Below are 24,383 nucleotides of genomic sequence, written 5' to 3'. Positions count from 1 at the left end.
TATGGGAAGTATAAGAGTAGAATCAGGAGATTGGCTTAAAAATGCTTCAATAGTAGGATTGTTAGAAGTATTAGAAAATATGAGTGATAAATCAGAATCAGTAGTTATCAAAAATAATTATATAGAATTTGATTCTTCAATATTAAATAACTTTGAAGAAGAATATTTTAAGATTTTAATAAATAAAAACGAAAAAAATTTATCATGGTATAAGCTAATAAGCTATGAAAAAGATATAAATAATTTTGATAAAAATAATTTTACAGATAAAGAATTAGATAAATTAAATAAAATTATAGATGATCTTAAATCTAAATCAAAATTAAACTCTAATAGCTATAAAAGTGCATATCTACTGTTAGATGATAGTGATTTTATAATAAATAAAGAAAAAGAATTAGCGAAAATAAAATTAAATAAAAAAGATAATATTGAAGATTATATGACTAAAATATTTAGGCAAATAGACTTGATTAGGGAGATTATAAATTATTTTAATAAACCAGAAGTAAAAAGAGTAGTGGCAGCTAAAAATATAATGTATGATGTAATACAACCATTTTGGAATAACATTAGTTTTCTTTTAAGTACAAAAAGCAAGGGGAATATGTATGAGCTATATAAAGATGATTTTATTAATCCTGTATTAAACTATATGGATAAGGAAACATCAAAGTTTAAATATAGTTGTTTTACTTGTAATAATAAAATTTCAAAGCTTAGTAAACCTGAAGCTTTTGATTTAACATGGTTGGTTAAAACAGGGGCAGATATGTCAAGGAAATCTTCTCATTTCTGGAATATGAGTGGTGATGCATATATATGTCCTATATGTAATTTACTATATTCTTGTTTACCATTAGGTTTTGTAGTATTGAAGGGAAAAGGTATATTTATTAATAGTAACAGAAATATAAAAATGCTTAAGCAATCCAATACTATAAAAATTAATTATAAAGAAAGTCTTCAAGAAATAGAACAATTATCATATTTGAATATATTAAATTCAATGGAGCAGCAAAGTATTGAAAATATAGATAGTGAATTTGAAAATATTCAAGTTATAAAAATAGATGGAAATAATGAAAGAAGACCTTATAGCTTCAATATTTTATCTCCTAAAATGATGAAAGTACTATATTTCAATAGAAAAACATTAAATAAGTTAATAAAGATAAGAGTAAAGATAACAGAAAAATATTATTTAAATCTTTATGATGAAGTTATAAGGCGAATATATGATGGTAAAAATCTTTTTGATTTAATACATCAATTATTAGTTATGTACTTAGATAATGAAAAGTTTAAAAGAATTGATTGTATTTATGGAATAATAAAAATAAATAATTCTATAATAGGAGGTATAAATATGAAATTTGAAGATATAGAAAAGTTTACAGGATACGGATATGACTTAAGAAAAGAATATGAAAAGAAAAATGTATTAGGGAAATTACCTGGAATAACGTATAGATTAATAAATGCATTAAAAACTAAAGATAGCAGTAAGTTTATGGAGGTTATTATAAATTCATATATGTATGTAAACGCAAAGATACCTATGGATTTAGGTAATGTACGTATTAATAATGATATACTTCAAGGAATTGGATATGAATTTTTAATTGGTTTACAAGGTGAAAAAAATATAAGAAAGAAATATGAAGATAATAAAATACAATCTGAAAATAATGAAGTGGGTAGAGAGGAGAAAAAATAAAATGGAAAAAGTTAAAGGGTTAACAGCTACATTTATTTTTGAGGCTGAAAGTGCAAATTATGGAGAAGGATTAGGAAATGTAACATCATTAAAAAAAATATCAAGAGATGGTGGAAAAACCTATAGTTATATATCTAGACAAGCATTAAGATATAATATTATAAATCAAATGGGATGTTATAATACACCATTAGATTTAGATGGAGAGGTTTTACAATTTCATCCTGATGCAACTATAGAGAAATATTCTGAAATAGACTTATTTGGTTATATGAAAACTAAAAAACCAGTAAAAACTAGAGCTGCAGTAGTTAGACTTTCAAATGCAATAGCATTAGAAACCTTTAATGCTGATTTAGACTTTTTAACAAATAAAGGTTTACTAGATAGATACAATGAAACTTCAGATAAGAAAAAAGATGGTGGAAATATAGCACAAAGTGAAATTCATAAATCATATTATGCATATACAATATCTATTGACTTAGATAAGGTAGGAATAGATATTAACGATAACATAAGTTTAAGTAATGAAGAAAAAGCACATAGAGTAAATAAATTATTAGACACTATAAAGTTTTTATATAGAGATATAAAGGGAAGAAGAGAAAATTTAACTCCGATATTTGCAATAGGAGGAGTATATTCAATTAAAAATCCTTTCTTTGAAAATAGAATTAAATGTTATAATAATAAAATTGACTTGAAAGCTATTAAGTGTGTATTAGATTTAGATAATGAAGTTAAAGATAAAACCAATATAGGCTTAATAAGAGGAATGTTTGCAAATGATAGTGAGATAGTAAAAGAACTTAATCCAGTAGAAATGGGAGAATTTTTTAACTTTATGAAAGATGAAGTAAAAGATTATTATGAAGTGTAGGTGTTTAAGGTGCAAGTTAAAAAGGCTATAAAGCTTGAAATATATCAGAATCTAGTAAACTATAAAAAGCCTACAAGTTTTCAACTTAAAGAAAGCTATCCTCTTCCTCCACCATCTACTATTATAGGTATGGTTCATTTTGCTTGTAAGTTTAATGAATATAAAGAAATGGATGTATCAATACAAGGAAGTTTTAATTCTAGAGTTTATGATTTATACACTAGATATGAATTTTCAGGAGCTAGCTTTGAAGAGGGAAGACATCAGTTAAGGTTAGAATCAAGTGATGGGAAAATATATGGATCTACGAGAGGAGTAGCCATAGCAGAATTATTAGTTGATGTAAAGTTAGTTTTACACATATGTCCAAAAGATGAAGCTTTAATTCCAATTATATATGATTCATTTAATAAGCCAAATGAATATATTTCACTTGGTAGAAGAGAAGACATAATAAGAGTAGATAATGTTAAAGTTGTAGACTTAATTAAAAAAGATATAGAAGTAGATGTATTAGATAAAGGGAGCAATTATTATATTCCATATGAATATATAAAAAATAATGATGTCATTACACAGGCTACTATTTATACACTTAATAAGGTATATAAAAAAGAGACTATTAAAAAGGGAACAGAATTTAGAAGTTGGGAAAAGGTAAAAGTAGCTTATTGTGTAGGTGGAAAAAATAATATTTCAGATTGTGAGATATATTTTGATAATGATAATAAGAAAGTATTTTTGATTTAAATTTAAAAGAGACTAGAGAGTTTTCTAGTCTCTAAAATTTTAGAATGGGGTAGTAAAGTGGAAAATTTATTTTTAGCCAAAAGTAATCCAAAGGAAACAATTCAAGAGCATACAGAAAATTTGCTAAGAGAATATGAAAGATTAAGGCTTATATATCCTAATATTAAAAATATAAATTGGGATTTATTAAGGCTTGCATGTTTATATCATGATTTAGGTAAAATGAACACTAAATTTCAGAATAAAATAATTGAAAATATTAATAAAAGTGGAGAAGTAAATAATAGGGCTAAAATAAAATTATTAAAGGATGAATTAAAAGAAATTGATGAAATACCACATGGATATTTAAGTAATGCTTTTATACCAATTGATTATTTAGAAGAAAACTTTTTGAGAAAAGAGATAAAAATACTTTATGAAAGTATTTTTTACCATCATAATAGAGAAAAACTTGAAGGTAATAGAAAAATAGAACTTATGAAAGTTATTAGAGAAGATTTAGAAAAATATAAAAATAACTTTAAATATAATAAATTGATAAAAAATAATATAGAACTTAGTACAGGTTTTACTAAATACTTGAAAAGCAGAGTATTAGTTGATTATTTAGATTCTGAGAAAGATATTAACTTTGAGGATGCAAGCAAATTTATAATGACTAAGGGATTACTAAATAAAATTGATTTTGCTGCAAGTAGTGATGTAAATGTTGAAATTAAACCAGGTGAACTTGAGAAATTAACAGTTAAATCAATAGAACCATATAAATTAAATGATTTACAAAGATATATGAGGTCACATCAAGAAGATAATTTGGTTATAAAAGCATCTACAGGAATAGGAAAAACAGAAGGTGCTTTAATTTGGATTGGGAATAATAAAGGTTTTTTTACATTGCCTTTAAAGGTAGCTATAAATTCAGTTTATGACAGAGTAATAGAAAAAATAAATTATGGAAATGATAAAACAGCATTATTACATTCAGATAGTGCATCAGAATATATGAAAAGGTCTGAGGAAGGAGTAATTGATAAAGAATACTTAGACTCTACCAAACAGTTATCTTTTCCATTAACTATATGTACTTTAGACCAACTTATAAGTTTTATTTTCAAATATGAAGGCTTTGAGTTAAAATTAGCAACTTTAAGCTATTCTAAAATTGTAATAGATGAAATACAAATGTATTCTCCAGATATGATTGCTTATTTAATACTAGCATTAAGAGAAATTATATTAATGGGTGGTAAATTTGCTATTGTAACGGCAACATTTCCACCTATTTTTGAATATTTTATGAATTATGTTGGTATAGAAAGTGGGAAAATGTATAAAACTCCAGAAAAGCCATTTTTAAAAAAGCAAGATAGAAAAATTATGTTACGGCATAAAGTAAGAGTTTTTGAGGAAAATATAAATTCTAAGATAATATATAAAAGTTTTAATAATCAAAAAGTATTAGTAATAGTTAACACTATAAAGGCTGCTCAAGATCTTTATAATCAGTTAGCATTACATAAAGATTTAGAAGGAAAGATATTTATGTTTCATAGTAGATATATTAAAGAAGATAGAACTAAAAAAGAAACTAAAATTTTTAAAGATGGTCAATTGAAAAATGATTTTAAAGGAATATGGATAACAACTCAAGTTGTAGAAGCAAGTTTGGATATAGATTTTGATGTTTTATTTACCGAGTTATCAGATATTTCAGGATTACTACAAAGAATGGGGAGAGTGTTTAGAAATAGAATTTTGTGTGATGATATAGTTAATATAAATATATTTGTAGGAAATGAAAAAAGACCATCAGGAATAAGTTTAAAAGACTCAATAATAGATATAGATATTTTTGAAAAATCAAAGGAAGTAATAATGAAGTACGATAATATGAAATTAGATGAAGAGGAGAAGATGAAGATAGTAGATGAAGTATATTCCGTACAAAATTTAAAAAATTCTAATTATTTTTCTAAAATAAAAAAAACTATATGTGACTTTAAAGATATAATTCCATATGATTTAAAGAAAAATGAAGAAAAACTAAGAGATATCTCTTCAGAAAATGTTATACCAAAATGTATATATGAAAAAAATAAAGAAGAGTTGAGTGAACTTATAAAAAAATTAAAAATAGAGAAAGACTTTTCAAAGAGAATATATTATAGAGATGAAATAATGAAAAAGACAGTAAGTATTAATTCAAAAAAGATAAATAATATGAAGAGAAATAATACTAAAGTAGAGGAATTAGAAATAAGTAAATTTAATAAGATATATATTGTTCCAGGAAGGTATACTCTAGAAAAAGGTCTTGAATATGAAGAAGAGCTTAATGGATTTAGTGAAAATCAAATTTTATAGAAAAAAATTATATACCAAATATGTCCTTAATTGATGATAGTATTTAGCTAATAAATATTTAGAGAGGAAGGATTTATTATGAATTTTGATTTTAATGATTTTAAGGTTCAAGGTATAAAATTTAACTATTATTTTATATGTAAAAGAAAACTCTGGTTATTTGATAAAGGTATAGCTTTGGAAAATAATAGTGATAGAGTTCTTCAAGGAAAAGTAGTTCACGAAGCATCATATAATACGGCTAAGTATAAAGAAAAATTAATTGATAATATGATTAAAGTAGATATATTACAAGGTGATAAAGTTAAGGAAGTTAAGATATCTAGTAAAATGACAGAGTCAGATAAAATGCAAATATTATACTACTTATTTTATTTAAAACAATTAGGAATAAATAAAAAAGGTTCATTAAATTATGTTAAAGAAAAAAAGGTATTTGAAGTTGAGTTAAATGAAGGATACGAAAATAAAATAAAAGAAACATTAATCGAAATAAGAACTTTATTAGAGAAAGAATATCCTCCGAAAGTAGAAAAGCTACCATATTGTAAAAAGTGTGCATATTATGAATTCTGTTATGTTAAGGAGATAGATTAATGGCAAAAGATTATTATATTTTTAGTAATGGAAAACTTAAGCGTAAAGAGAATACAATATATTTCATAGATTGTGAAGAAAATAAAAAAGCAATACCAATAGAAGATATTGAAAGATTACATTTATTTGGGGAAATAGACTTAAATACAAAATTTTTAAATCATATATCTAAATATAGTATTTTAATAAGTATATATAACTATTATGGATTCTATAGTGGAAGTTATTATTCAAGGAAGAAAAATGTTTCAGGAATTTTACTAGTAAATCAATCAAAAGCATATTTAGATAACAAATCTAGATTAGAATTTTCAAAGGCATTTATAGACTCGGCAATTCATCATATACTTAGAAATTTAAGGAGACATAAAGAAAAAACAGAAGAATTCATTAGTATGATAGAAAATGAAAGAAAAATAATGAAATCAGCAAATAGCATTCAAGAGGTAATGGGAGCAGAAGGTAGAGCAAGAAAAAAATACTATGAAGCATTTAATTCATTTTTAAAGGAAGACTTTTACTTTAATAAAAGAGAAAAGAAACCACCAACAGATCCTATAAATGCATTAATATCCTTTGGAAATAGTCTTATGTATACTACTGTTTTAGGAGAAATATATAAAACTCCATTAGATCCAACTATAAGTTATTTACACGAACCATCTAAAAAAAGGTTCTCTTTAAGCCTAGATGTTGCAGAAATATTTAAGCCTTTAATAATAGATAGTATTATATTTACTATGATAAATAAAAATATGATAAGAAAAGAAGATTTTGATATTGAAGAAGGGTTATGTTATCTAAATGAATTAGGAAAAAAGAAATTTATAAAGGAATATGAAAATAAACTATCTACAACAATAAAGCATAGAGCCTTAAACAGAAAAGTATCGTATAAAAGCTTGATAAGACTAGAATGTTATAAGATAATAAAAGCATTGATAGAAAATGAACAATATAAACCACTTAAAGCATGGTGGTAATATGTTTATAGTATTAACCTATGATATAGGAGAAAAAAGAATAAATAGAGTTAGAAAAATATTGAAAAGATATATAACATGGACACAGAATTCAGTGTTTGAAGGAGAAATTACTGAAGCTAAACTACAAAAATGTTTAACAGAGGTATATAAAAACATAAATAAAGATGAAGATTCTATATACATATATAGAATTAAAAATTCCAATAATATAGAAAAAAATATAATAGGAAAAGAAAAAAATTACGATGAGAAATTTCTGTGAAATTTTACTTAAATATATAATTGCAGTAGATCATATTTTTATAAAAATAATGTTAAAGCTAGAAGTAACAATGGTTATATGATATATAAAAGATGAATAATGAAAATACACTGAGGACTTACTGCAAAATAATTAACTTTATGATAAAATATAAGTGTACAAATGGCATGAATATAGACTTTTCTTAGTACATTAAATTGGGGTTTTATATTAACTATGAGGAATGTAAATCGTATAAAAAATAGTGATGGAACATATGAAACATGTTTTATATTAACTATGAGGAATGTAAATATAGATATAATCTTCACTAAACTTCGCCAATCCATCGTTTTATATTAACTATGAGGAATGTAAATTTGACTGATGGTGGTATTGATAGTTTTTCGAGTTATAGTTTTATATTAACTATGAGGAATGTAAATCTGCATAGACCTTGTATGAGATTCTGTTCTTTCATTCGTTTTATATTAACTATGAGGAATGTAAATGAAATAGACTTCATTATTATATTTGCTCTATAAAAAGGTTTTATATTAACTATGATGAATGTAAATTCTGTATTTATTGTGTGTATATACTTTTCTACATCTTGTTTTATATTAACTATGATGAATGTAAATATATAAATTGTTACTAGATTTAAATGATATGCTAAAGTTTATACTATAATCAAATAAAAATATGAAGGTAGGTATAGAGTTTATGAAAATTAGAAGTGAATATACATGTCCTTTAGAATTAGTACATGATATGTTAAAAGGAAAATGGAAAACAATTATTATATGGAGATTAAGATTAGAAGCAACTTCTCTTTCGAAGCTAAGAAAAGATATAAATGGAATAACCGAAAAAATGTTATTACAACATTTAAAAGATTTAATTAAATATTCGTTAGTTGAAAAAAAGGAATATGAAGGATATCCATTAAAGGTTGAGTATTCATTAACATCTAGGGGAAAAGAAGTTCTTTCTGCATTAGAGATATTTCAGAAAATAGGTATAGAGTATATGATAGAAGATGGTAAAGAAGAAGAATTAAGAAAACTTTGCTTATTAAAATGAAAATACATACAAAAAAGTAAGTAATTGAACAATTAATAATGTAGATATATGATTTAACCATAACTTTTAAAATATAAAGGAGATGAGTTAATGAAAGTAACAAGTAGTGGAATAGTAGACGGAATTATTAATGATAAGTATGGGAAAAGAGGTATAGTAAATGATCATGGAATACCAACATGTTCGATTCCTTTAAAAATCGAAGATGCTCCAGAAAATACGGTTTCTTATGCCATAGTTATAGAGGATAAAGATGCTATTCCTGTTAGTGGAGGATTTTCTTGGATACACTGGATTGTAGCCAATATTACTAGAGGTGAATTAAAAGAAAATGAAAGTCAGTTATCATTTGATTTTGTTCAAGGAGTTAATAGTTGGATTAGTATTCAAGGGGGGGAAAAGGATAAAGAAATTTGTACATATTATGGTGGAATGGCACCCCTAGATTCACCACATATTTATGAAATTCATGTTTATGCAATTGATACTATGGTCTTACGTCAATATCTTGGACACAAAAAGTCAAACTTTTTTTATGCTACACCTCTAGCTAATAATTCACATTGATTTGGAGTCATGTAATTAATAGAAGAGTGTAGCCTTTTTCTGTTATACCAGCCTTCAATATATTTAAATATAGCTATATTGGCTTCTTCGAAGGTACGGTATGTATTTCTATAGATTTCTTCCTTCTTTATTGAAGAATGAAAAGATTCTATACAAGCATTATCATATGGACAACCTTTTTTACTAAATGATTGTATAATATTAAACTGTATACATAGCTCTTTTAAATCATTACTAGTATATTGAGAGCCTAAATCTGTATGAAATATTAAATTTTTATTTTTATCTGGATTTTGGCTGTAGTAGGCATTTTTTAAAGCTTTAATAACTAAATCATTAGTCATTCTTTTACCGAAGGCGTAGCCAATTATTTTTTTTGAATGTAAATCAAGAACTGAAGCTAAATAGCACCAACCATCTTTGATAGTATGAATATATGTAATATCGCCAACCCATTTTTCATTAATAGAAGTAGTTGCAAAATCTCTATTTAAAACGTTTTCTAAATCTTCTGCTACTTTCTTATTTGAATGAGGCTTATATTTTTTTACAGTTATTGCACAAAGACCAAGTTCAGTCATTTTTCTTTGAACTCTCTTTATTGACACATTAAAGCCTTCTGTACCAAGTATATGATGAATCCTAGGAGCACCATATATCCCTTTATTAGCTTTATATATCCTTGTAATCGCTGCTTTTAATGCATCATTTTCTATTGCTCTTGAAGATTTAATTTTATCAAAAGATTTATAATATGTACTTCTGGCTACGCCTAGAACGGTACACATAGTCTTAATATCATGATTGTTTTTATTATTATCTATAAATAGTATTACTTGATTTAATTTCTTGTTGCAAATATGGCCATAGCTTTTTTTAATATTTCATTTTCCTCTTTAATCCTTGCCATTTCCTTTTTTAAAGCCTTTACTTCTTTAAGTGTCATAGATTCATTTTCATCTATTTTAACTTCTTTTACATCTTTAACCCAGCCGTTGATTGTTGATTTTGCAATGCCATATTCGCTACTTAGCTCTGCTAAGCTCATTCCTGATTTAAATAAATCTACTATCATATTTTTATATTCTTGATCATACCTTTTGCCACTTCCCATAATGGACACATCCTTTCTTAACTAAATATAATTTTACTTAGTTCGACTTAATGTGTCCACTACTTTATACTAACACCACTATACTTGATTTAGAAAATGGGTTTTACTTAAATGAATTACATAGAAAAATGGATGGGCATATACTTGATCAATTTACTTTAAAAGGAGAGTATAGTAATTAGATATGAGTATATATGAAGTAATTATGTTATTATGTTTTGGATTAGCATGGCCGTTTTCAATTTATAAGTCATTAATATCTAAATCAACAAATGGAAAAAGTGTTATGTTTATGATTATTTTAATAATAGGATATTTATCAGGAATACTAAATAAACTAATATATAATTATGATAATGTAATATTTTTATATGTTATAAATGTAATTATGGTATCAATTGATGTATTACTATATTTTAGGAATAGAAAATTAGAATTTAATAAAAAAATCAAGACTTAAGATTAAATTATATAAAATTTTGATAATTTGTAAATAAAGTGTGAATTTTGTTAAAAATATATAATGTATGTAATTTTATGGTATATAATATAGGCAAATAGTTAATGAGAATAAAAAAAGTTTTAAAGGCAAAGCTAGAGAAATCTAGTGACGCAAAGCTATAGGGGCTAAGGTTTTAAACTATGCTAGCCAGTTACCGAAGAGTCGCAAGTCTTTTTGTAATTAATTGCATTTATTAGGCTGCTCTTTTTGAGTAGCCTTTTTTATTAATCAATTAATAAAAACTTATATTTACTTCGGAGAAATTTTTTAATTTGAATTCTATTTAAAAATTAAAAATATTTAGGAGGAAGTGTATGAATAAAAGGAAAATAATAGCTTTAACTATTGTAGCTACTTTAGCAACCAGTGTTATTCCAACAAACATAGCATTTGCTATGGATACAAACTCGGAGGTGTCCAAAGATAAAGTTGAAGAAGGAACAAAATCAGAGTACAACGTATCTGTAAACCAATTTAATATGACATCATTAGAAAACTATAATGATTATGAAAAAGCATTTAAAGTAACAGGTATAAAATCTTATTCAAATAATGGGGGAGTGTATGCAAGTAGTACACTAAACAAAGCATTTGATGGAAATTTATCAACTCATTGGGAAACGGGAAGACCAAATAGTTCTGCATTTACAAATGAAGTGATTGTAACTTTTGAAAATGTTGAAACTATAAATAGAATTGTATATGGAGCTAGAAAAGATGCAGGTAATAAAGGATTTGCAAATAAATTCTCTATATACTCATCTTTAACAGATGATGAAAATGATTTTAAATTAGTAGGAAAAGGACAAGCAACAAAAGGTAGTGGATTATACGAATTTAAATTTAATAAAACAGAATTTAAAAGACTTAAATTTGTATTTGATGAAAGTTATGATTCATGGTCAAGTGCTAATGAATTTATGTTTTTTAAAGAAGATATTGTAGAAGATAATATTAATAATATCTTTGTTGATGGAACACACGTTAAGTTAAGTGATAAATATAACAACATTGAATTGTTGGAAAATTTCGAAAAAGAGGTTAATAATCATCCCTTAGCTAGTAAATATATTAATATAATTCAAGAAGCAAAGGATTTATATAATAATCCTAATAAATATGAAGATGCTTTAATTTTAACTGCATCTCAAAGGGGAGATGTTTCAAAGGAAGCAAGGGAGCATCAAATAACAAGAGCATCCTATTCTTTAGATACTTTTGGAAAATATGTTACACCAGGAGAAACAATTAAGCTATATGTAGATGCTGATGAAAAAGGTGTTATGCCACAATTATTGTTAGGACAACTTGCAAATGATAAAAATGATTGGAGAAGATTTTATACATTAAAGCCTGGTTTAAATACTATTAAAGCACCAGAATTTAGTAATATGAGTCCAGCTGTAATATATATTTATAATCCAGCTTTACCAAGTGATCAAGCTTATGCACCAAAGGTAAGACTAGTAGGTGGAACAAAATTCCCTGTTTATTATCATGGGAAAACTGATCCAGCTGAATATGAAAGAGAGTTAGAGGAATATACTAAAAAAATAAGTATAAATGATAATGATTTTGCTAATGGATTAAGAGAGGATATTTTATATAATGTTACAGAGTTAATTTCGGAAAATAATACAATAACTACAAGTGCAGCAGGAGCATTACAAGGAATTAAGGAAATTAAGTCATCAGGAAAAACTGTAGCAGATACAATGAATGATTGGGAGAAGATGTGGCATGAATTCCAAAAGTTTAGTGGATTTGTAGAAAATGATCCAGATCCAAGAAATGATTTATATAATGTAAAATTTACATCAAGAGTATTTACAAAGGGGCCTTATGGTTGGTCTGATTGGGGATATACTGGATATAATGGCGAAAATGCACCAAGAAGAGATACAGGTGTATTTAAGCATATAGTTAAACCATTTGCGTTAAATGATGATTGGCTATTTTTCCATGAATGGGGACATAATATAAATAACTCTTGGACAGAACATAGTGAGGTAACAAATAACCTATATTCTGCACAAATGAGAAAGGTATTTGGTACAGGGGGAGATGCTATAGACTGGACAACTTTATATTCAAGGTTTTCAGGAAATACATTTAATCATGGATACTTCACAAATTTAGGAGTTTTAAGTCAACCTTTATATTATTATGGAAGTGATCTTTATGGAAAAGCATCAAGAATCGCAAGAACTAATCCAAATGGAGTTTTAAATGGATTAAGTAATAATCAGCAAAGATTTGTTATAGCATATTCATTAGCTTCTGGGTATGATTTAACAGATTTCTTTAATGATTGGAATTATGTGAAAACAACAGATGTTATGAAGGCAAAAGTCTCACATTTATCAAAGCCAAGTGTTAAGTTAGAATATATGAATTCTTCAGGTGTAGGATATGAGGGAAAAGGTTTTACAGAAAACACGGTAGCATCTATAGATAGCATTGTAACAAATAGCATTAATAATACAAATAAATTATCATTTAGTATTGATGAAGCTAGTAAAAGTGCTGCCATGGGATATGAAATATTTAGAGATGGAAAATTAGTAGGTTATACAACAAGCACTTCATTTGAAGATAAAAATATAGACCCTAGCGAAAATTATAAATATGAATTAGTTGTTTATGATAAAAAGCTAAAACCATCAAAGAAGGTTAGTAGAATGACTATTACTCCTAATTTAAAGGTTGATGATGGTATAGTAATAAATATTAATGATAGCTTTGATTTTAAGGATTATATAAGTGTATTAGATAATAAGGGAAGTGACTTAAAGGAAAAAGTTAAACTAGTTAGTTCTAATTTGGATACAACTAAAAGAGGAAAATATACTTTAGAAATAGAAGTAGAAAACTCAGGAGTAGTTGTTAAAGACAGTATGAATGTAACTGTAGTTAGTGAGTCCACTTATTTAAGTGATATGGATTGGAAATCTTCACAGGCAGGTTATGGATCTATTAAAAAGGATAAATCTCATGGAAATTCATCAATTCTATTAACAGATAATATAACTAAAAGAGAGTATAAAAAAGGGATAGGAATGCATGCTATATCAGAAGTGGTTGTAGATATAGAAGGAAAAGGCTTTGAAACCTTTGAATCATACATTGGAGCAGATGGGAATAGTACAGCACCACAAACTTCAGTTAATTTCCAAGTGTTTGTAGATGGAGAAATAAAATACGATAGTGGAAGAATGACTGTAGATACAGCTAAGAAACATATATCTCTTAATGTAGCTGGAGCTAAGGAAGTTAAACTTTTAATGAGTGATAGTGGAAATGGAATTTCAAATGATAGTGGAGTTTGGGCTGATACAAAGTTTACTAGAAATTCTACCAAACCAGTAATAACAGCTGAAAACACAACTTATTTAAAACTACGTGATAAACTAGATTTAATGGATGGAGTATCTGCAAAAGATATTGAAGATGGAGATATAACATCTAATATAGTAATTAATAATGGTGGTTTTGATAATAATAAAACAGGAGAATATGATGTAATTTATACTGTAACTGATAGTGAAGAAAATACTACTACTTTAAATAGAAAAGTTATAGTTTGGAGTGAAAGTCAATATATATCTAATATTAATTGGGAATCTGCAAATACTAGTTATGGACAAGTAAGAAAAGATTTAGCATCAGGTGGAGCTAAAATTAAACTTAGTATAGATGGTGAAGAAAAAGTATTTGATAAAGGTATTGGAACTCATGCAAATTCAGAAATAGTCTATAATTTAGAAGGTACAAATTATGAATATTTTGAAAGTTATGTAGGAGTAGATAGAAATATAGCTCAGCAAGGAAATTCAAGTGTTATATTTAAAATATTTGCAGATGATAAAGAAGTATATAATAGTGGATTAATGAAATGGAATGATGAAGCTAAGTTTGTAAGAATTCCTGTAAAGGGTGCATCAAAAGTAAAGCTTATTGTAAATGATGCAGGAAATGGAATTTCTTCAGATCATGCAAATTTTGGAGATGCAAAATTCCTAATAACAAATTCTAAGCCAACTTTAGTTATTCCTAAAGCAATTTCAACTAAACTAGGAGTTCCTATAGACTTAAAATCTGAAACTTATACTGCAAATGATTCAGAAGATGGCGATATAACTTCTAAAGTTATAGTTAGTGGAGATGTTAATTTCAATAAAACAGGTAAATATAATTTAACTTATAGCGTTACTGATAGTAATGGAAATACCACTACAGCTATTCGTGAAGTTTTTGTAACTGATATGGAAGATTATAAATATCTAAGTGATATTAACTGGAAATCTGCTACAGCTTCATGGGGACAAGTTAATAAAGACTTATCTGTAAGTGGAAATGCATTAAGACTTACTGGAGAAGATGGAAGTTTAGTTAAATATAATAAAGGAATAGGTACACACTCTACATCAAATATTATTTACGACTTAAAAGATGGTAATTACACTAATTTCTCAACATATATTGGTGTAGATAGACAAATGTATAATACAGTAGGTTCTGTAATCTTCCAAATCTGGTTAGATGGACAAAAAGCTTATGATAGTGGGGTAATGAGGTCAACTGATAAGCAAAAATTTGTTGAATTAAATATAACAGGCGTTAAAGAAATGAAGCTTGTAGTTACTGATGGTGGCAATGGAAATGGTTCAGATCATGCTGATTTTGGAGATTCAAAATTATATTATGCAAATGATAATGGAGTTGAAGTTAATAGAGAAAAGTTAGATTCAATAGTAGACAATATTAATAAGCTAAATAAAGAAAGCTATAAGGCAGAAGCTTGGGATAATATTCAAGCTACTTTAAAAGAAGTTAAGGATTCTTTATTAGATGGATATAATCAAAAAGAAGTTGATGCTTTATACAATAAGTTAAAGTCTGGATATGAAGCTTTAGTTAATACAACAGATTATACGGAATTGGAAAAGTTAGTAGAGGCTGCAAATAAAATTAATAAAGAAACTTATACTGAAGAAAGTGTAAAAGTATTAGAAGGCTCTATTTTAAAAGCAAATACTATATTATCAAATAAGAAAAGCTTACAAGAAGAAGTAAATAAAGTGGCATCTGAATTGAAAAATGCTATAGATAATTTACAAGATAAGATTAATCTTAAGGAAGTTGTTAATATATCAGACTCCTATTTGAAAAAAGCTATAAAGAGTACATTAAATATATCTACTGATGATATAACTATAGAAGATATGTATAAACTTACTAGATTGACAGATAACTCAGGAAGAATAACAAGTTTAGAAGGATTACAATATGCAAAAAATCTAGAAAGTCTAAACTTAGATTATAATGAAATAACTAATATATCTCCACTTAAAAACTTAAGTAAATTAAAAAATATATCTATAGTAGAATCCTATATTGCAGTTGGAATGGCTAAAGAAATAAATGGGAAGGTTGTAATAAAAGAGGATGTAGTAGATATAAATGGTGAAAAGCTAGTGCCAAAAGAAATAACTTTAGGTGGAAAGTCAGGAGAAGTTGAATTAGATGTAGCAAGCAATATGGAAAATGGAAATATTTCAATAGATATTTCGAACTTTAAAAATGATGTAGCTTCTATAATACTTTCATATGAAGGAGCTAATGGAAATTTTAAACCTACTACTTTATATATGTTTAAAAAATAGATTATAAAATAAGGCACACTAATAAAGTGTGTCTTATTTGTTTAAAGAAAGTTTTCTAAATATACATATTTAATATGTAACTATTATAATATCATTAACATAATATAAATTAAATTGAAAAAACAAAAGATTAAAATATAAGGAGAGTATTAAATTATGACTAGATGTAATGATTATGGATACTATAATAACACCGAAGTTAATAATGATGTTATTAGTGTACTAGTTAATTTACAAAAGCAATTACAAGTACAACTTCAAAATCAGGAACAACTACAAGAACAGTTACAAGCTCAGCTTCAAGCGCAACTTCAACTTCAATCCCAATTACAAGCACAACTTCAACTTCAAGCACAACTTCAATTGCAAAATCAAGCTACCTCCAATACAGATACAACAACTAATGGAAACACTATAACTCTAAATATTACTGTTAATGGAACTAATACTAGTACAGATAATGAAACGGAAACAGAAATTGAGACAGAGAATGAAAACGAAACAGAGAATGAAACAGAAAACGAAACAACAACAAATGCAAATAGTAGCACAAGTGCAAATACAAACTCTAATTCTGCTTCAAATACTTCATCAAGTAATGCATCAAGTAATGCAACAAATAATAATACTGATGAAAATGGTACTCCAGTAGTAGTAGCTAATATGTCAAGTGCTTCAAGTGCTGCAAGCGATGCAGGAGATAATAATAACAACAATAATTAGTTTTTTGTGTTATATTCAAAATACTAGTATTAAAAAGTATCAATGTAAAAATCACAAGCTAAGCGTAAGTTTAGCTTGTTTTTTTATAACTCTATTTTAAATTTATGATAAAATAATAAATATATATAGTATTTTTTATATTAATATAGAGATAATAGAACACTGTATAGTTAGCTTAAATAATATATAGTTATCTAAAAATAGGAGGATTTAAAATGGATATAAAAGAAATGATTAAATTAAAAAATTGGGTTGTTATAGGAGATGTAGGTAATGAAACTAAATATGCATATAGAATCTTAAAAAGATTTGAGTGTTGTGGATATAATGTTTCAGGTGTACATCCTAAAGGTGGAAAAAATATATATAGATCTTTAAAGGAAATTCCATATAAGATAGAAGCTATTGATTTATGTATAAATCCATCATTAGGTTTAGAATATATTAAAGAGGCAAATTTATTTGGAATAGAAAATATTTTAATTCAACCAGGGGCTGAAAGTGAAGAAATATTAAATTATTGTAAAGAAAAATCAATTAATGTAATACAAAATTGTGCTTTAGTTCAATTACAAAAATAACTAATAGAGAAAAATAATATGTACTCCTCTCTATAATTTTAGAGAGGTTTTAGTTTATAAAGTATAACTTTAGAAATAATTAAGAATTAATTAAGTTGATAAGTTAGGTATTGTTAAGTAATATAATAATAAAAATATTAATAAAAAATTAACAGTATTTAGGGGGAGAAAATATGAATTTGCTTAGGGCTATCTTTACAAGCCAACCAAATTCACGTGGATTTGATACTTTTGGCTACGTGCATATATTAATTTTAATAATAACTTTTATGGGATGTTTTTTTATTATAGCAAATAGGAAAAGAATTAGAGAAGATAATAGTATTTCTAGAAAAGTTAAAAATACTATTATTATAGTTATGATAATGCAACAAGCTATTTTATATTTATGGTATATTTTTTCAGGATATAATACCTTAACTCAAGGATTACCACTATATAATTGTAGACTGGCTATTATAGCATTAGCTATAGGACTTTTAATAAATAATAAAGCATTAAAAACTTTAGGAGTGTATTGGGGATCATTTGGAGCAATTTTTGCACTAATATTGCCAGGGGTTGATCCATTTAGGTTTCCACATTATACTCAAATTTCTTATTTTGTAGGACATGTATTTTTATTATGGGCTATAGCTTATGTTTTAGTAATAGAAAATTTTAAATATACAGCTAAAAGTTTAAAGAGAATTTTAATATTTACAACTATATATCATAGTATAGTATTTTTTATAAACATATATCTTGGAGCTAACTATTGTTATTTAATACAACCACCAATACCTATATTTAGAGGTATGTCACAAGTAGAATATACATTAACTTGTATAATAGTATTTAATATTATTATTTCAATAAGCTATAAAGTTTGTAAAAAATTATTATATACAATAAATAAAAAAGATGAATTAAATAATGATGAAGAGTTAATAGAGTTAAAAAAATTAACCACATAATAATGAATATATTATGGATTATTTTTGGTGGATTAGAATTATGTTTAATAAATTTAGTTAGTGCAGTTTTATTATGCTTAACAATAATAGGAATTCCATTTGCAAAGCAATCTATAAAATTAGCTAAGTTATCGTTAATGCCATTTGGAAAAGAAGTAATATAGGGAAAATTTATAGATTATGTCAAAAAGTTAGTAAAATTTTCTAAAAAAGTTTCAAAAAACTATTTACAACTAATAATTATTATTATATAATAAGTCATGTAACAAGGATACGAAAGAAAAAAATATTAAATAGTAAATAGTTAAAATGAAATAAAATGTGGATTTTAGGAGGATTTTAAGATGAAAAAATTTGTTTGTACAGTATGTGGATATGTATTTGAAGGAGAAGCAGCACCAGCAGAGTGCCCAGTTTGTAAAGTAGGAGCTGACAAGTTCGTAGAACAATCAGGAGAATTAGCTTGGGCTGATGAACACAGAGTAGGAGTTGCTAAGGATGTAGATCCAAGAGTTATGGAAGGATTACAAGCTAACTTTATGGGAGAATGTACAGAAGTTGGAATGTACTTAGCAATGTCAAGACAAGCTGATAGAGAAGGATACCCAGAAGTTGCAGAAGCATATAAGAGAATTGCATGGGAAGAAGCAGAACATGCAGCTAAATTTGCAGAATTAATTGGAGAAGTAGTTGTAGCAGATACAAAGGCTAACTTACAAGCTAGAGTAGATGCAGAACACGGAGCATGTCAAGGAAAGAAAGATTTAGCTACATTAGCTAAACAATTAAACTTAGATGCAATCCATGACACAGTTCATGAAATGTGTAAAGATGAAGCTAGACATGGACAAGCTTTCAAAGGATTATTAAACAGATTCTTCAACTAAGATATATAAAGACTCGCCAAGGCGGGTCTATTTTTTTTGTTTAATGAAAACCACCTGCTATGCAGGTGAGTTCCGAAAAGCTTTAGCGGTCAGTAGGAAATAAAAACCTCCTTTGGTATAATTAAACTAGGTTCGACAGCCAAATTTAATAACCAAAGGAGGCATCCGTAATGGATAGTAATAGTTTATCACATACAAAATGGAATTGTAAATATCATATAGTATTCGCGCCTAAGTATAGGAGGAAAGAGCTATATGGAGAAAAGAAAAAAGAAATAGGTAAAATATTAAGACAGTTATGTGAGTGGAAAGGTGTAACTATAATCGAGGCGCATGTATGCGTTGATCATATACATATGTTGGTTGAGATACCACCAAAGATGAGTGTATCAGGCTTTGTAGGATTTTTAAAAGGAAAAAGTAGTCTTATGATTTTTGAAAGATTTGCAAACTTGAAGTATAAGTATGGAAATAGACATTTTTGGTGTCGTGGATTTTATGTGGATACAGTAGGAAGAAATAGAAAGGCAATTGAAGAATATATAAGAAATCAAGAAAAAGAAGATATGATTTCAGATCAAATAAGTATGAAAGAATATATGGACCCTTTTAAGGGTAGCAAGTAACATAGTATGCGGCTGGCGAACCAATTTAAGCGCCTTAAGGCGCAATGCAGGTAAGAGGCCCTTATAGGGCTTAGGAAATACCACCAGCTAAGCTGGTGGATTTTTATTAGGAAACTATATTTACAGACTAATTGCGGATAAGTACAACATATTAAGAAATATAAGTGATATCCTAAAGAATAAAAAAATTAGAAAGGCAAATTAAAATATGTATATTGATAGCCATACACATTTAGATTTTTTTAATGAAAATATAGAAAAAGCTATAGAGGATATAAATAAAAATAAAATACTTACATTGGCTAATAGCATGGATATAGAAAGCTATGAGAAAAATAAAATCTATGCTAAAAAAAGCAAATATATAATTCCAACCTTTGGAATACATCCGTGGAAAGCAAGTGAATTTAATGGCAATTTAAGCAAATTAATTCCTTATATAGAAGAAAGCAAACTAATAGGTGAAATAGGTTTAGATTTCTTTTGGATAGAAGATAAAAGTACTTATAAAAAGCAAAGAGAAGTATTTAAGTTTATATTAAAGGAAAGCATTAAAAGAAATAAAGTTATAACTCTCCATACTAAGGGAGCAGAAGAGGAAGTATATAATGCTTTAATCAATTACAATTATAATAAGGTTATTATTCATTGGTATAGTGGAGATATTAAAATATTAAATAAATTAATAAGTCTTGGATGTTATTTTACTATTAGTGTTGATATTGGATATTCAAATACTACAGAAGAGATATTAAATAAAATACCTTTAAATAAATTATTAGTAGAAACAGATGGACCTACAGCATTAGAATGGGTAAAGGGGGAATATGGTTACCCAAGTATAATTAAGGATGTAGTTTGTAAAATAGCAAAAATAAAAAATATAAGTGAAAAAAGTCTTGAATTTATAATAGAAGAAAATTACAAAAGGTTATTGATGTTGGGGTAAATGTTAATTAATAATTAATATCAAATAATAGTTTGACAACTTTACTTTATAGAGTTAATATATATATGAATAAGATTACAATTTTATAATGCATCTGGGGAGGTAGTTAACTACCTGAGAGGAAATTAAATTAATTTCGACCCATTACCTGATTTGGATAATGCCAACGTAGGGAGATAATTTGTTATATTACTATAATATTCAGAAGAAAGTCTACAAGCACAGTATTTCAAGTTAGAAGTACTGTGCTTTTTATTATATAAATTAAAAAATGGAGGGAATTAAGAATGACAGTATGTAATGTTAGTTTGCAGGTTATACCAAGAGTATCAGAAGAAAGAGTTTATCCAGTGGTTGATAAAGTAATTGAGTACATAAAATCAACAGGAGTAAAGTATGAAGTAGGTCCTATGGAAACAACTATGGAGGGGGAATTAGATTTTCTTTTAGAAATAGTTAAAAGGGCTCAAGATATATGTATAGAAGAGGGCGCTTCAAGAGTGGCATCAATGGTTAAGATAGACTATAAAAGAGAAGGCGTGACAATGGATGAAAAAATTAAAAAGTATAGGGAATAAAGTTGCACCAATAATTTTTGTGTTAATTTTATTAATACTATGGGAAGGTATAGTTTCCTTTGGTGGAATTGAAAAATATATAATGCCAGCACCAAGTGATGTGGCAAAGACTTTAGTTAAAGACTTTAAAATTATGACTCCTCATATTTTAATTACATTATATGAGGGAGTAGTTGGATTTTTAATAGCTATAATTGCAGCTCTTATTTTAGCAATAATTATGGACATGGTTCCAATAATTAAAAAGGCAGTATATCCAGTGCTTGTAATTTCACAAACAGTACCAATAGTAGCATTAGCACCATTATTTATTATTTGGTTTGGATTTGGGACTTTACCTAAAGTGTTAGTTGTTATATTAGTTTGTTTTTTCCCAATAGTAATAAGTATTTCAGATGGGTTAGAGGGTGTAGATAAAGATTTAATAAATCATTTTAAGTTAATGGGGGCATCTAAGGTAAAGAGATTTATTCATTTAAAGCTACCTTATGGGATGATAAACTTTTTTTCAGGTATGAGAATTGCTGCAACTTACAGTATTATGGGTGCTGTAATAGGAGAATGGCTTGGGGGAGAAAAAGGACTTGGAGTTTATATGACTCGAGCAAGAAGTGCATATGCATTAGATAAAATGTTTGCAGCAATAGTTGTTATTGTAATAATGAGTATGTCAATATTCTTTATAGTTGGGTTAATAGAAAAGGCATTTACGCCTTGGAATAATAAAAATACAAAAAAATAAATAAGCTTTAGAGGTGAAATAAAATGAAAAAGAAAAAACTAATTTCAATGGTTTCAATAGCATTAGCATCATTAATGATGTTAACAGGTTGTGGTAATAAGAAGGATAAAAAGGAAGAAGGAGCTCTTCAAAAAGTTAAGGTAATATTAGATTGGACACCTAATACAAATCATACAGGACTATATGTTGCACAAGAGAAAGGATATTATAAGGATTTAGGATTAGATGTTGAAATAATTCAACCTCAAGAAGGATCATCACTTCAATTATTAGCAGCTAATCAAGGTGATTTTGCTATAAGTTATCAAGAAGATTTAACCTTTGCAAAAACATCAGATAATCCATTACCTGTAAAGGCAATAGCAACAGTAATACAACATAATACATCAGGCTTTGCATCTCCAAAGGAAAAGGGAATAGCTACAGTTAAAGACTTTGAAGGAAAAACATATGGTGGATGGGGGGGTCCATCAGAGCAAGCTATATTAAAAGCTGTAATGGATAAAAATGGAGTAGATTTTTCTAAGCTAAAGATGGTAGATGTAGGAACAGAGGATTTCTTTATTGCTACTAAAAATAATATAGATATGGAATGGGTATTTGAAGGATGGACTAATATTGAGGCAAAAGAAAGAGGTTTTGATATAAATTATATTAGGCTTAGAGATTTAGATGAAGCTTTAGACTACTATACGCCAATAATTGCTGCATCAGAAGACACTATAAATAATAAAAAAGAAATGGTTACAAAATTTATGGAAGCAACTTCTAAAGGATATAATTATGCTATAGAAAACCCAGAAGAAAGCGCTAAAATATTAGTAGCTAAAGTTCCAGAAATAAGTGAAAGTTTAGCTATAGAAAGTCAAAAATTCTTAGCAAAAGAATATAAGGCTGAAGCTAAAAGATGGGGAGAAATGAAAGATAGTGTATGGGATAACTATACAAAATTTTTATTAGATAACAAATTAATTAATAAGGATATGAAAGCAAGCGAGGCTTATACAAATGAATTCTTACCAAAATAAAATATCACTAACTAATGTATCAAAGCATTTTGAAAGTATGGAGATATTAAAAGATATAAATATTAATGTTAATAAAGGGGAGTTAGTATCATTAATAGGACCATCAGGTAGTGGTAAAAGTACAATTTTTAATATATTAACTAATTTAATAAATGCTGATAGTGGAGAAGTTAGAGTTAATGGAGATATAAGCTACATGTACCAAAAGGATATGATGGTGACATGGAAAAAAGTAATAGATAATGTTGGAGTTCCACTTGTGTTTAAGGGGAAAAGTAAAAAGGAAGCAAGGGAAGAAGTAGAGAGATATATAGATATCTTTGGACTTCAAGGATTTCAATATAAATATCCATCACAACTTTCCGGTGGAATGAAGCAAAGGGCTAATTTTCTTAAAACATATTTAACATCTAAGGATATTATGCTTTTAGATGAACCCTTTGGAGCTTTAGATTCAATTACAAGAAAAAAACTTCAGCAATGGCTTATAAATCTTATGAAAGAAAGAGAGTCTACAATACTTTTCATAACTCATGATATTGAAGAGGCTATATTTTTATCAGATAGAATATATGTTATATCAGAAAAACCTGCGGTAATTAAAGGGGAAATAGAAGTTAATCTAAAAGGTGAAAGACATGAAGATATAATATTAAGTGAAGATTTTATAAAGATAAAGAAAGCAGTTTTTAACCTTATGGAAGAATCTAATAAACAATAAAATAGTTAAGTGTAAAAAATACTTGTCATTATGGCAAGTATTTTTTTATTCAGGAAATTATATGTGCAGAGCAATTAAGGATAAGTACAACATATTAAGAAATTCAGTGATTT

The 24,383-nt window shown here is 26.9% G+C and carries 21 protein-coding genes, 2 pseudogenes, 1 CRISPR repeat array and 2 riboswitches; of the genes and pseudogenes, 22 read left to right on the top strand and 1 reads right to left on the bottom strand.

Annotated features, from left to right (window positions below):
• Window position 1: 1 nt before the first annotated feature.
• From cas8a1 to ACYQ1T_RS02705, 9 genes are all read left to right on the top strand, one after another.
• Window positions 2–1,720 carry a type I-B CRISPR-associated protein Cas8b1/Cst1 gene (cas8a1, locus tag ACYQ1T_RS02745; RefSeq protein WP_459831460.1) on the top strand — a complete coding sequence of 573 codons (1,719 nt, stop codon included), beginning with the start codon at window positions 2–4 and terminating at the stop codon, window positions 1,718–1,720.
• A gap of 1 nt (window position 1,721) precedes the next feature.
• The gene (cas7i, locus tag ACYQ1T_RS02740; RefSeq protein WP_459831457.1) at window positions 1,722–2,603 is read left to right on the top strand and encodes a type I-B CRISPR-associated protein Cas7/Cst2/DevR; all 882 of its coding nucleotides are present in this window, start codon (window positions 1,722–1,724) and stop codon (window positions 2,601–2,603) included.
• A 9-nt stretch (window positions 2,604–2,612) separates the two neighbouring features.
• Window positions 2,613–3,353 carry a type I-B CRISPR-associated protein Cas5b gene (gene cas5b / locus ACYQ1T_RS02735; RefSeq protein WP_459831454.1) on the top strand — a complete coding sequence of 247 codons (741 nt, stop codon included), beginning with the start codon at window positions 2,613–2,615 and terminating at the stop codon, window positions 3,351–3,353.
• A gap of 57 nt (window positions 3,354–3,410) precedes the next feature.
• Window positions 3,411–5,720, top strand: coding sequence for a CRISPR-associated helicase Cas3' (gene cas3 / locus ACYQ1T_RS02730; protein ID WP_459831451.1), 2,310 nt, complete (start codon window positions 3,411–3,413; stop codon window positions 5,718–5,720).
• A gap of 78 nt (window positions 5,721–5,798) precedes the next feature.
• Window positions 5,799–6,317, top strand: a complete 519-nt coding sequence (cas4, locus tag ACYQ1T_RS02725) for a CRISPR-associated protein Cas4 (protein ID WP_459831448.1) — start codon at window positions 5,799–5,801, stop codon at window positions 6,315–6,317.
• Window positions 6,317–7,300 carry a type I-B CRISPR-associated endonuclease Cas1b gene (gene cas1b / locus ACYQ1T_RS02720; protein WP_459831446.1) on the top strand — a complete coding sequence of 328 codons (984 nt, stop codon included), beginning with the start codon at window positions 6,317–6,319 and terminating at the stop codon, window positions 7,298–7,300. The genes cas4 and cas1b overlap by 1 nt, the downstream gene beginning before the upstream one ends.
• 1 nt (window position 7,301) lies before the next feature.
• Window positions 7,302–7,565, top strand: coding sequence for a CRISPR-associated endonuclease Cas2 (cas2, locus tag ACYQ1T_RS02715; RefSeq protein WP_459831443.1), 264 nt, complete (start codon window positions 7,302–7,304; stop codon window positions 7,563–7,565).
• 202 nt (window positions 7,566–7,767) lie between these two features.
• Window positions 7,768–8,188: a CRISPR direct-repeat array (repeat unit 29 nt; unit sequence GTTTTATATTAACTATGAGGAATGTAAAT).
• 82 nt (window positions 8,189–8,270) lie between these two features.
• Complete coding sequence (locus tag ACYQ1T_RS02710) at window positions 8,271–8,630, top strand: winged helix-turn-helix transcriptional regulator (RefSeq protein WP_459831441.1); 360 nt, start codon at window positions 8,271–8,273, stop codon at window positions 8,628–8,630.
• A 90-nt stretch (window positions 8,631–8,720) separates the two neighbouring features.
• A complete protein-coding gene (locus tag ACYQ1T_RS02705; RefSeq protein WP_459831439.1) occupies window positions 8,721–9,197 on the top strand; it encodes a YbhB/YbcL family Raf kinase inhibitor-like protein in 477 nt (158 codons plus the stop codon).
• Here ACYQ1T_RS02705 and ACYQ1T_RS02700 read toward each other — a convergent pair.
• Window positions 9,164–10,311: pseudogene (locus ACYQ1T_RS02700) on the bottom strand (IS3 family transposase). The gene ACYQ1T_RS02705 and the pseudogene ACYQ1T_RS02700 sit on opposite strands and share 34 nt — an antisense overlap.
• Window positions 10,312–10,495: 184 nt before the next feature.
• On the opposite strand from ACYQ1T_RS02700, the gene ACYQ1T_RS02695 reads away from it, so the two are divergent.
• From ACYQ1T_RS02695 to ACYQ1T_RS02635, 13 genes and pseudogenes are all read left to right on the top strand, one after another.
• Window positions 10,496–10,771 carry a hypothetical protein gene (locus ACYQ1T_RS02695; protein WP_459831436.1) on the top strand — a complete coding sequence of 92 codons (276 nt, stop codon included), beginning with the start codon at window positions 10,496–10,498 and terminating at the stop codon, window positions 10,769–10,771.
• A gap of 117 nt (window positions 10,772–10,888) precedes the next feature.
• Window positions 10,889–10,972: riboswitch (cyclic di-GMP riboswitch) on the top strand.
• A gap of 155 nt (window positions 10,973–11,127) precedes the next feature.
• A complete protein-coding gene (locus ACYQ1T_RS02690; protein WP_459831434.1) occupies window positions 11,128–16,479 on the top strand; it encodes an NPCBM/NEW2 domain-containing protein in 5,352 nt (1,783 codons plus the stop codon).
• A gap of 156 nt (window positions 16,480–16,635) precedes the next feature.
• A complete protein-coding gene (locus ACYQ1T_RS02685; protein ID WP_459831431.1) occupies window positions 16,636–17,202 on the top strand; it encodes a hypothetical protein in 567 nt (188 codons plus the stop codon).
• A 215-nt stretch (window positions 17,203–17,417) separates the two neighbouring features.
• Window positions 17,418–17,783 (top strand): CoA-binding protein, encoded by a 366-nt coding sequence (locus ACYQ1T_RS02680; RefSeq protein ID WP_459831428.1) that lies wholly within the window; start codon window positions 17,418–17,420, stop codon window positions 17,781–17,783.
• A gap of 173 nt (window positions 17,784–17,956) precedes the next feature.
• The gene (locus ACYQ1T_RS02675) at window positions 17,957–18,739 is read left to right on the top strand and encodes a TMEM164-related integral membrane acyltransferase (RefSeq protein WP_459831425.1); all 783 of its coding nucleotides are present in this window, start codon (window positions 17,957–17,959) and stop codon (window positions 18,737–18,739) included.
• Window positions 18,739–18,903 (top strand): annotated as a pseudogene (locus tag ACYQ1T_RS02670) (YccF domain-containing protein); the annotation flags it as partial. The gene ACYQ1T_RS02675 and the pseudogene ACYQ1T_RS02670, both read left to right, overlap by 1 nt.
• Window positions 18,904–19,083: 180 nt before the next feature.
• Window positions 19,084–19,626 carry an NADH peroxidase gene (locus ACYQ1T_RS02665; protein ID WP_459831423.1) on the top strand — a complete coding sequence of 181 codons (543 nt, stop codon included), beginning with the start codon at window positions 19,084–19,086 and terminating at the stop codon, window positions 19,624–19,626.
• A 170-nt stretch (window positions 19,627–19,796) separates the two neighbouring features.
• On the top strand, window positions 19,797–20,252 hold the full coding sequence (gene tnpA / locus ACYQ1T_RS02660; RefSeq protein WP_459831012.1) for an IS200/IS605 family transposase: 456 nt from the start codon (window positions 19,797–19,799) through the stop codon (window positions 20,250–20,252).
• Between the two features lie 208 nt (window positions 20,253–20,460).
• Window positions 20,461–21,201, top strand: coding sequence for a TatD family hydrolase (locus ACYQ1T_RS02655; RefSeq protein WP_459831420.1), 741 nt, complete (start codon window positions 20,461–20,463; stop codon window positions 21,199–21,201).
• A gap of 85 nt (window positions 21,202–21,286) precedes the next feature.
• Window positions 21,287–21,393, top strand: a riboswitch (TPP riboswitch).
• A 95-nt stretch (window positions 21,394–21,488) separates the two neighbouring features.
• Window positions 21,489–21,779 carry a thiamine-binding protein gene (locus ACYQ1T_RS02650; RefSeq protein ID WP_459831417.1) on the top strand — a complete coding sequence of 97 codons (291 nt, stop codon included), beginning with the start codon at window positions 21,489–21,491 and terminating at the stop codon, window positions 21,777–21,779.
• Window positions 21,751–22,521 (top strand): ABC transporter permease, encoded by a 771-nt coding sequence (locus ACYQ1T_RS02645; RefSeq protein WP_459831413.1) that lies wholly within the window; start codon window positions 21,751–21,753, stop codon window positions 22,519–22,521. Before ACYQ1T_RS02650 ends, ACYQ1T_RS02645 begins: the two co-directional genes overlap by 29 nt.
• Before the next feature lie 23 nt (window positions 22,522–22,544).
• Complete coding sequence (locus ACYQ1T_RS02640; RefSeq protein WP_459831410.1) at window positions 22,545–23,549, top strand: ABC transporter substrate-binding protein; 1,005 nt, start codon at window positions 22,545–22,547, stop codon at window positions 23,547–23,549.
• The gene (locus ACYQ1T_RS02635; RefSeq protein ID WP_459831407.1) at window positions 23,530–24,270 is read left to right on the top strand and encodes an ABC transporter ATP-binding protein; all 741 of its coding nucleotides are present in this window, start codon (window positions 23,530–23,532) and stop codon (window positions 24,268–24,270) included. Before ACYQ1T_RS02640 ends, ACYQ1T_RS02635 begins: the two co-directional genes overlap by 20 nt.
• Window positions 24,271–24,383: the final 113 nt, after the last annotated feature.

This window comes from Clostridium carnis (genome assembly GCF_054657435.1).
Note: the sequence above shows the minus strand (reverse complement) of the source record. Positions and strands in the feature narration are given on the sequence as shown.

What these genes read in the sequence shown, in the direction of transcription:
- cas2 (WP_459831443.1), top strand. Translation starts at nt 7,302, where the DNA reads ATGTTTATAGTATTAACCTATGATATAGGAGAAAAAAGAATAAATAGA.
- ACYQ1T_RS02695 (WP_459831436.1), top strand. Translation starts at nt 10,496, where the DNA reads ATGAGTATATATGAAGTAATTATGTTATTATGTTTTGGATTAGCATGG.
- cas4 (WP_459831448.1), top strand. Translation starts at nt 5,799, where the DNA reads ATGAATTTTGATTTTAATGATTTTAAGGTTCAAGGTATAAAATTTAAC.
- ACYQ1T_RS02685 (WP_459831431.1), top strand. Translation starts at nt 16,636, where the DNA reads ATGACTAGATGTAATGATTATGGATACTATAATAACACCGAAGTTAAT.
- ACYQ1T_RS02655 (WP_459831420.1), top strand. Translation starts at nt 20,461, where the DNA reads ATGTATATTGATAGCCATACACATTTAGATTTTTTTAATGAAAATATA.
- ACYQ1T_RS02640 (WP_459831410.1), top strand. Translation starts at nt 22,545, where the DNA reads ATGAAAAAGAAAAAACTAATTTCAATGGTTTCAATAGCATTAGCATCA.
- ACYQ1T_RS02705 (WP_459831439.1), top strand. Translation starts at nt 8,721, where the DNA reads ATGAAAGTAACAAGTAGTGGAATAGTAGACGGAATTATTAATGATAAG.
- cas7i (WP_459831457.1), top strand. Translation starts at nt 1,722, where the DNA reads ATGGAAAAAGTTAAAGGGTTAACAGCTACATTTATTTTTGAGGCTGAA.
- ACYQ1T_RS02690 (WP_459831434.1), top strand. Translation starts at nt 11,128, where the DNA reads ATGAATAAAAGGAAAATAATAGCTTTAACTATTGTAGCTACTTTAGCA.
- ACYQ1T_RS02710 (WP_459831441.1), top strand. Translation starts at nt 8,271, where the DNA reads ATGAAAATTAGAAGTGAATATACATGTCCTTTAGAATTAGTACATGAT.
- ACYQ1T_RS02645 (WP_459831413.1), top strand. Translation starts at nt 21,751, where the DNA reads ATGAAAAAATTAAAAAGTATAGGGAATAAAGTTGCACCAATAATTTTT.
- ACYQ1T_RS02665 (WP_459831423.1), top strand. Translation starts at nt 19,084, where the DNA reads ATGAAAAAATTTGTTTGTACAGTATGTGGATATGTATTTGAAGGAGAA.
- ACYQ1T_RS02635 (WP_459831407.1), top strand. Translation starts at nt 23,530, where the DNA reads ATGAATTCTTACCAAAATAAAATATCACTAACTAATGTATCAAAGCAT.
- ACYQ1T_RS02650 (WP_459831417.1), top strand. Translation starts at nt 21,489, where the DNA reads ATGACAGTATGTAATGTTAGTTTGCAGGTTATACCAAGAGTATCAGAA.
- cas8a1 (WP_459831460.1), top strand. Translation starts at nt 2, where the DNA reads ATGGGAAGTATAAGAGTAGAATCAGGAGATTGGCTTAAAAATGCTTCA.
- ACYQ1T_RS02675 (WP_459831425.1), top strand. Translation starts at nt 17,957, where the DNA reads ATGAATTTGCTTAGGGCTATCTTTACAAGCCAACCAAATTCACGTGGA.
- ACYQ1T_RS02680 (WP_459831428.1), top strand. Translation starts at nt 17,418, where the DNA reads ATGGATATAAAAGAAATGATTAAATTAAAAAATTGGGTTGTTATAGGA.
- tnpA (WP_459831012.1), top strand. Translation starts at nt 19,797, where the DNA reads ATGGATAGTAATAGTTTATCACATACAAAATGGAATTGTAAATATCAT.
- cas1b (WP_459831446.1), top strand. Translation starts at nt 6,317, where the DNA reads ATGGCAAAAGATTATTATATTTTTAGTAATGGAAAACTTAAGCGTAAA.